Genomic DNA, 7,779 nt, shown 5'->3' with positions numbered 1-7,779 from the left:
CGTTTGTACCTTGTTCCATCGGGTTGTGTCGTTTCACCGGTTTTCGGATTTATTTGAAAAAAAATTCAATTAAATCAACACTTTACGAAAACTTGTGGCATAATGCGCCCCGTAACGAAGCGAAGGGTGATTAGCTCAGCTGGGAGAGCGTCTGCCTTACAAGCAGAATGTCGGCGGTTCGATCCCGTCATCACCCACCATTCGTTTCAAGCGTTTCGCGCAGCGGTAGTTCAGTCGGTTAGAATACCGGCCTGTCACGCCGGGGGTCGCGGGTTCGAGTCCCGTCCGCTGCGCCATATTCGGTTATCTGGAACACTGAACGCCAGATGACCACACAAAGCCCGCCTTGTGCGGGCTTTGTGCTATCTGCGATTCGACAATTTCTGCATTGCTTCTGTGGCACTTATCCCCGTTGGGTTACGAAGCCGGCCCGACTTTTAAAACCGAGGCCCGCTGCGCAAGCCACCGGGGATAAATCCCCTCGCCACAGGCCGCTGCTTACTGCGTGGCGTTCTGGCTATGCCGATAATCGCTCACCGCCTCATACACCGCCTTGCGCAGGCGGTTGATCCCGCCAATCGGCCGATGGGCCTCGATACCAAACCACGGATTGAACGACAGGTTATCGCAGGCCAGATTCAGCGCCGGGGTATCGAAATCCTGTGGCGGCAGGGTGATCCGCGCCACGGTTTCGAAGGGTGAATCCTGCTCGCGCCATTCGATGCTGGTGTCCTCGATCGGCATGTACTTGTTCGCATCCTGACGCTGAATCTGCAAGACGAAGCAGGCCGGCACGCGATCCGTCGACAACTGCTGATTCAACGCGCTGCGCAGGAAGTTCGGCAGGTCGTGGTTCTGTTTTGGCAGGGTGTAAGCCGGACAACTGTCCGGATCCGGTGCCACGCGAAACTTCGCATTCGCCTCACCGAGCTTGTAGGGCGAAACCGAAAAGTAAGTCGTCCCTGTCGGACTGTCCGGTGGCGGCGACAGCGTCGCCAGCGCGATAAGCAGATGACGGACCTGCCAGGTGCGCGGATCCCAACCGGGGAAAAACGCCAGGATCTTCTTGCCGTCAGCCTGCGCCGCCACATTCTGACGGTACTCGGCGACATCGCTGACAAAGAAGTTGGGGTGGCTGAACATCACGAAGTCTTGCTCGTGCTGTTCCTGGCGATTTCCCAACAACTGCTTGCCGGGTACGTCGAGCAGCTTGATCGCCATGCCCCGTGCGTCGCGAATGCTGTCGAACTGCGGGTAAGCATTGCCGTTGGACAGGCGAATTATCGCCTGCCAGGTGTGTCCCGGTTCGCTGAAGACCCCTTGGCGCAGCGATTGCGCCAGTTGCGGCAATACCTGCACTTCAGCCTTCACGCAGCCGTGAGCCTTGGCATGCGCGTCGCGCAGGAAACGCGTGCTTTCACGGTGTTGATCGACGATGCGCACGGCCGTCTGGATCACGCCTTGTGTCATGCCGGCTTCACCGGAGGGAATCTGTTCCAGAGCCGACACCGGCCCGCGATGCTGCCAGGCCCACCACGCCGTGCTGATGGCCCAGCCAATCAGGCCAATAACGAGCAAAAGCAGCAAGGTTCTGCCCAGCAGGCGGCCCAGCCACAACCAGATCCGCGCCAGCAATGACAGGCGCTTATTGAAGGTCGATAACATCATGGCAGTTGCGCCTCCAGAGGGCCGCCGAGGACTTTCAGGTATTCGAGCAGCGCCCAGCGTTCTTCCGGCAGCAGCAGGCGGCCGATCACGCCATTGCCGCGTTCGCCGGCACGGAACTCGTGACCACTGTTGTGATTGCCGCTGATCCGCGTGTCGAACAGGAAGCCATTGGTGAAGGCTTCGGTGCGATAGCCCAGGTGCCGTGGGTCGTATTCGAAGGTGCCTTTATAGAAGGTGGTGGCGCGTTCATCCTGCGGTGACAGCAGTTGATAAAGGCTCGGCACCGAACCGTTATGCAGAAATGGCCCGGTGGCCCAGACGCCGGCCAGCGGTCGCGCCTTGTACGCGACTTTTTCGCGAACACCGATCGGCAGGCCGAATCCGTCGAGGCGCGGCTTCTCCTCGGGCGTGACCTGAGCCTCGCGATAGGCACGGCCTTCGACGAAGGCGGTCACGTACGCCAGGCCCTTGGCCACCGACAACTGACTCAGATCCAGCGGCTCCTCGGGCGTCGGGTGCAGTTTGACGTCCATTTTTTCCAGTTCTTTCAGGTCCCATTGCAGGGCCGTCAGGTCGAAGCGGTGGCTGGCAATGTTGTTGGCGGCGTTTGGGTCGGTGCCGATGACGTCCACCGGCAATAGGGGTAAGCGCTGCACCCAGCGCTCGCCTTCCTGAGTCTTGCGTGGCACATGGCAGCCAGCGCAATTTTCCGCGAACAGCGCGCGTCCTTTGGCCGCGAGAGGTTTATCGACTGCACCGAACAAGGCCTCCGGCCAGGCAGGTGGCCGCAGTTTCTGCAGGGTTTCCTCGATCTTGTGCAGATCGCGCACGCGCACGCTGGAGGCATAGCGCGCATCGCCTTGCAGCGGCTGGCCATTGGCGTCGAAGAAATTCAGGGTGGCGCCAACGCCCAACGCTTCGCCGATATTGCGCGCCATCGGCTGTTGCGCCGAACCGTTCCACTGCACCCAGTCGAATGTCCACATGTCCCACAGTTGCGGGTAATCCACCGGAGCGTCGGCGATGCGGTAATTGGCAGGGGAGATCGCATCACCGAACGTCGCATTGGCGATCCGCCCGAATGCGTCGGCGCGCCCCGGGCCTTCCTCGGTCGGGTAGAGGCCGCGATGGGTGTCGTTCCACGCCACTTTGAGAAACGTATCCAGCGATTGTTTGAAATCCTTGCGCAGTTGCGCATGGCGCGCGTCGTATTCATCGCCCAGTACGTGGCGGGCGAAGCGTTCGAATTTCCACGGGTTGTAGTAAGTCGAGGTCAGACTTGCCACCAATGCCTGTCCGAAACTGCCGCCGCGCAGTGTAGGAACACTCGAAGGCAATACATGCTGCGCCGTCCCACCGTCGATGCGCACGGCCTGGCCTTTAAAGTGCAATTCGCCGGTGTGGCAAGCGGCACAGGTGATGTCCAGATATTGCTCGGTGCTGCCGGCGTTCTGATGTCGGGCAAAACCGACGGGCAAATTGCCGGGGTTGTCCGGTGTGGCTGTTTGCTGCGGGTCGATCAGAAAACCAAAGCGCGCGAGGTAGTCGGGGGCCGCGAAGCGTTGCTCTGAGAAAGGCAACTCCAGCGCCTGGAACCACTCGTAGCGCAGGCCTTTGACCTGGGTGCCCTGAGGGGTGAAGTAATAGGTTTGCCGCTCTTGTTCCGTCCACTGATCCAGGTAATGCACCTGCTGCACGGGTGTGTAGAAAGGCAATTTCGGGTTGGCGACGTAGTACAGAACCACTGTCAGGACCAGTCCCGACAGCACGATGATCAGGGTCAGCACGCGGAGTAAGAGGCGCAAGATAAACATCCTTGTCGAGTTGTTGTGTTGTTATGCCTGAGCCTGACCCTATGCGGCAAGTGGCCATTACGCCAGATGTTGTGGGAAGAGGAGGCTACGGTTGTCAGCAGCAGATGACAGAAGCTTCATCGTGTCTTCGCCCAAATGCGTTTTAATCCCTGAACTTATCGTCGCTTTACTGCTCTCATGCCGGTAGCCATTGGTCGTGGCGGCCTGATAAGCTCGCGGCTTTACTCGATTGCCCTATTCGGCGCATGAACAAGGAAATAGCATGAAACAGCATCGGTTGGCGGCGGCGGTAGCCCTGGTTAGCCTGGTCCTCGCGGGTTGTGATTCGCAGACCAGCGTAGAGCTGAAAACCCCGGCGCAAAAAGCTTCCTACGGTATCGGCCTGAACATGGGCAAGAGCCTGGCTCAGGAAGGCATGGATGATCTGGACTCCAAAGCGGTAGCCCAGGGCATCGAAGATGCCGTCGGCAAGAAAGAACAGAAGCTGAAAGATGAAGAACTGGTCGAAGCCTTCGCCGCGCTGCAAAAGCGTGCTGAAGAGCGCATGGCCAAGATGAGCGAAGAGTCGGCAGCTGCCGGCAAGAAATTCCTCGAAGAAAACGGCAAGAAAGCGGGTGTCACCACCACTGCTTCCGGCCTGCAGTACGAAGTGATCAAGAAAGCCGACGGCCCACAGCCCAAGCCGACTGACGTAGTGACCGTTCACTACACCGGCAAGCTGACCAACGGCACCGTATTCGACAGCTCCGTCGAGCGCGGCAGCCCGATTGATCTGCCGGTAAGCGGCGTGATTCCGGGTTGGGTCGAAGGCCTGCAACTGATGCACGTTGGCGAGAAGTACAAACTGTACATCCCTAGCGATCTGGCTTACGGCGCGCAATCGCCAAGCCCGGCAATCCCGGCCAACTCGGTTCTGGTCTTCGACCTGGAACTGCTGGCCATCAAGGATCCAGCCAAAGAAGACGCCGCTGCCAAGTAATCGGCTCCGGCTTCAACAACAACGCCTCGCTTATGCGGGGCGTTGTTGCATCTGGCGGATGGCAGGGGTAAACAGAGCGAACCGATGCCGGTCAGCACAGTCATACCTTTGAGGCTGCCGGCACTAGACGCCCTGAGCCGCCAAGTCAATGAAATATTGGGCTTTTTTATGTGAGTAAAAAACGCCCGATCTGAGCGCAGCCCTTATAAAACGGGGCTCCCAGCGCTGAAATGCAGCTCTGTTCACAAGGTTATCCACAATTTGTGTGGATAACATTTCAATGGGAGGAATAGATGAAAGCTCCGTGGAATTTCGCTCGATTCCTGCCCCTGGCCGGCCGACTGCTGGCGCGTGGACGCTTGCCGACCCTGTTGTTTGCCGTCGCCAGCAAAGGCGCGGCACAGGGCAATCGCCTCGGCAAACTCAAGGACGACCTGCGTTTGTTGCAGGCATTGTGCTTGGCCTACTGGCGCGGCGAATACCGTGCGATCAGCCCGAAAGCGTTGATCTCCGTGGTCGCTGGCCTGATGTACTTCCTGAGCCCGGTAGATGCCATTCCCGATTTCATTCCCATGTTCGGCATGCTCGACGATATCGCCGTTCTCGCCTGGTTGATGAAAACCCTCGATGATGAACTCAGTGCCTTTCGTCTCTGGCGCAATCGCCAGCAGCCGGAAAAACTGGCGGTGGTTGAACGCCTGCCTGATACCCCCGAGCAATTGCAACTTCAGGGGCCGAAAAAGCCCTGATTGACGAAGTCGCTCTGCAGATAGATACCCCCCGCGACCTTGGCCGCTGTTAGGATTACACTTCTAGGGAAAAGTGCCGACTCGCTAAGTGTTGTTGTCCTACGGGGTAGTCATGGATATTCAGATAATTGCACGCGATGGCGAGCCCGAATACGCAGTTCTGCCTTGGGCTCACTATCAGGCTCTACTGAAAGCAGCAGGGATCAACGAAACACCGTCGCAGCAGGCTCAAGCGCCGCTCGCGACCACACTGGACCCGATTCTTCCAGGTCTGGATCAACTACGCAGTTTGCGCGAAGGGAAGGGCATCGCCATCGAGGCGCTGGCCCGCACGGTAGGCATCAGCCCGTCTTATCTGGCCATGATCGAAAGCGGCGAGCGTCAGCCTGACGCCGCGATTCGTCGCAGCCTGGCCTGGGAACTGACGGTGCCAGGTTGGAGGGATGAATCGTGAGCGTACGCATCAGTCGTCAACATTGGGACGGATTGCTGGGAGAACTGGATCAGGCGCGCCGGCAGCGCCATCTTCTGACCTACCGAGCCTTGCTCGAACGTTTGCAGTTGCCGACGCCGGCGATGCAAACCCTGACCGCTGCACTGGAGCATCTGGCGGCACTGGACGCCAAGGCCGAACAACCGTTGCGCAGTTCGCTGGTGATCAGTCAGGGCGCCAGTCGCCTGCCGCGCACCGGTTTTTTTGAATGCGTTGAACGTCTGGGGCGTTTTTCGGGGCCGTCCGATGGTGTTGCCGCTGCCTCTTGGCATGCATCGGAAGTGGTCAGAGTCTTCGAATACGAATACCCGGAATCGGCGGAGGCCTGAGTGTTTTTGCGACTCAAGGCGCGTGCCGCTTATTGGCTGGCCCGCAGGCTGTTTCATTGGTCGTGGTTTGTCCGTCAGCCGCGAGGCTGGCGCTGGCTCGAAGGCCAGTTCGCGCGCATGGCCAATCTTGGCGACGTCGGTGCGCAAAGCTTTTACGGGCACATCCTGACCTTCCGTGGTGTTGGCCTCGGCGCACGTGAAGAAGGCGTGCGTTTGTTGCGTCTCGCGGCATTGGCCGGGGATGGCAAAGCGGCCTATCAGGTCGGTGTGATCAGTCTTGCAGGCACCCCGAGCAAAGCACCGGACCCGGCGGACGCAGCCCGCTGGTGGGGCATGGCCGCCAAGGCCGGACACCCGCTGGCCGAGCTCAAACTGAAAGAGCTGAACGCGCGGGATTCAACGCAGTAAATCCATTTGTGTCGATCAGATAAACGTGGCGTGAGGGAAACCTCTCGCCACGTTTTCGTTTTTGTCTGTACGTTTTGTAGTAAACGGTTTATTGCAGATTAGTCCTACAGCAAGTGCCTACTTGCCTGACTTCTTTCCCGATTGATCCCCCGCACAGTTCCCGCGCCTAACTTTTTGCGCGAGGGAACGCCAATGTTTGACCCGGTTTTTCAGTTCGTCCTGCACGCCGACGTGCGTTGATGCAAGCCGTCACTCGTATCGAGCAGGAACTCGACAGCTTTCCCGACACCCTCACGCTCTATCGCCAGCAGCTTGAGCACTGGTTGAGCAGCACGGCTGATCAGGTCAGTCATGCGGCCGATCTGCCGTCGCTGATGGGCATGGAGCGGATTATCCGCTTCGGTGATCGCAGCACCGCCGTCAGCACTGGCGACAGCGAATTCGTCTCCGGCGTCGTCCAGTGCCCCAAGGGCGGATTGATGCTGATCGAGAGCAAGTTTGAATCCGTCTATGACATTCCACTGGGCAACATCGTGGTCGATGTGGTGGCGGTGGATGGCGGGGCCGTCACGCCTGTCACGCTTGATGCGCGCGGCGAGGGCGCATTTCGTGGCGAGCCCGGTAATTTCTACCGGGTGCAAGTGCACGGTGGCGTCAGTCCGAAACAGGTCGAACAACTTTTTGCATCCTATGACGGTCTGGCTCTTGAGCTGGAGGACTGGCTGCGCAGCGAGTGGCAGGGCTTCAAGCCGCAGTGGTCGCAGTCGGTCGCCACCGCAGCGGGGAACGGCACGCTGGCCGGGAGCTGGGCAGCCATTGAAGGGGTATGGGACAGCATTGGAATGCTGTCGGAGATTCTCAAGAACCCCGGCGCTTTTGTGGATCGACTGGGTAGTGGCGCGACCGATCTGATGAACCTGGCCGCGACGGCTCCCGAGGTCATGCAACAGTTGCAGTTGCTGGTCAGTGATGAGGCGGCGCTGTGTTTGCTGCTGCGTACGGCCAGTCTTTGGCTGGAGATGCTGCCGCCCAGTGAAATTGCCGGCAAGACCGCTGAAGCGGCGTCGATGATGATCGTGCAGCTGCTGCTCGATGTGCTGATCAGTATCGTCCTGTCCTTCGCCAGTGGTGGTGCCGGGATCGCCTATCTGACGCTGCGACTCGCGGATCGTGCGGTGCAACTGCTGTCGGCGGTGATGCGATTGGTCAAGGCGCTGTTCGGCATCGTCGGCGGGTTCATCAAGTACGTCGATCAATACAAAACCGTCGCCGCACGCGGCATCGTCGCAGGGGTGAAAAAGGGTCGCATGCAACTGCGCTGGAATGCCCGGCGCAATAC

General features: G+C 59.2%; 7 protein-coding genes, 2 tRNA genes and 1 pseudogene. 8 read left to right on the top strand and 2 right to left on the bottom strand.

What is annotated here, in order from left to right; translation table 11 throughout:
* Positions 1-124: 124 nt before the first annotated feature.
* Positions 125-200: transfer RNA gene (locus DBR24_RS30655), tRNA-Val, on the top strand.
* Positions 201-219: 19 nt separating this feature from the next.
* Positions 220-296, top strand: a tRNA-Asp gene (locus DBR24_RS30650).
* Between the two features lie 202 nt (positions 297-498).
* On the opposite strand, the gene DBR24_RS30645 is transcribed toward DBR24_RS30650, so the two are convergent.
* Entirely contained in the window at positions 499-1,668 is a 1,170-nt protein-coding gene (locus DBR24_RS30645) for a catalase family protein (protein WP_128616550.1), read from the bottom strand.
* The gene (locus DBR24_RS30640) at positions 1,665-3,473 is read right to left on the bottom strand and encodes a di-heme-cytochrome C peroxidase (protein ID WP_128616549.1); all 1,809 of its coding nucleotides are present in this window, start codon (positions 3,471-3,473) and stop codon (positions 1,665-1,667) included. Before DBR24_RS30640 ends, DBR24_RS30645 begins: the two co-directional genes overlap by 4 nt.
* A 271-nt stretch (positions 3,474-3,744) precedes the next feature.
* On the opposite strand from DBR24_RS30640, the gene DBR24_RS30635 reads away from it, so the two are divergent.
* The 6 genes and pseudogenes from DBR24_RS30635 to DBR24_RS30610 form a co-directional block, all read left to right on the top strand.
* On the top strand, positions 3,745-4,461 hold the full coding sequence (locus DBR24_RS30635) for an FKBP-type peptidyl-prolyl cis-trans isomerase (protein WP_123465956.1): 717 nt from the start codon (positions 3,745-3,747) through the stop codon (positions 4,459-4,461).
* Positions 4,462-4,754: 293 nt separating this feature from the next.
* Entirely contained in the window at positions 4,755-5,210 is a 456-nt protein-coding gene (locus tag DBR24_RS30630) for a YkvA family protein (protein WP_123465958.1), read from the top strand.
* A 112-nt stretch (positions 5,211-5,322) separates the two neighbouring features.
* Positions 5,323-5,664, top strand: a complete 342-nt coding sequence (locus tag DBR24_RS30625; protein WP_123465960.1) for a helix-turn-helix domain-containing protein — start codon at positions 5,323-5,325, stop codon at positions 5,662-5,664.
* A complete protein-coding gene (locus DBR24_RS30620; RefSeq protein ID WP_003223109.1) occupies positions 5,661-6,032 on the top strand; it encodes a hypothetical protein in 372 nt (123 codons plus the stop codon). The genes DBR24_RS30625 and DBR24_RS30620 overlap by 4 nt, the downstream gene beginning before the upstream one ends.
* Positions 6,033-6,440, top strand: coding sequence for a sel1 repeat family protein (locus DBR24_RS30615; protein WP_128616548.1), 408 nt, complete (start codon positions 6,033-6,035; stop codon positions 6,438-6,440).
* Positions 6,441-6,679: 239 nt separating this feature from the next.
* Positions 6,680-7,779: pseudogene (locus DBR24_RS30610) on the top strand (type IV secretion protein Rhs); the annotation flags it as partial.

This window comes from Pseudomonas sp. HMWF006, assembly GCF_003061205.1.
In the GTDB taxonomy this organism is placed as follows: domain Bacteria; phylum Pseudomonadota; class Gammaproteobacteria; order Pseudomonadales; family Pseudomonadaceae; genus Aquipseudomonas; species Aquipseudomonas monsensis.
This window is presented reverse-complemented; position numbering and strand designations above follow the sequence as displayed.

Coding starts and splice junctions, on each gene's coding strand:
- DBR24_RS30645 (WP_128616550.1), bottom strand. CDS start 1,668: ATGATGTTATCGACCTTCAATAAGCGCCTGTCATTGCTGGCGCGGATC.
- DBR24_RS30635 (WP_123465956.1), top strand. CDS start 3,745: ATGAAACAGCATCGGTTGGCGGCGGCGGTAGCCCTGGTTAGCCTGGTC.
- DBR24_RS30630 (WP_123465958.1), top strand. CDS start 4,755: ATGAAAGCTCCGTGGAATTTCGCTCGATTCCTGCCCCTGGCCGGCCGA.
- DBR24_RS30625 (WP_123465960.1), top strand. CDS start 5,323: ATGGATATTCAGATAATTGCACGCGATGGCGAGCCCGAATACGCAGTT.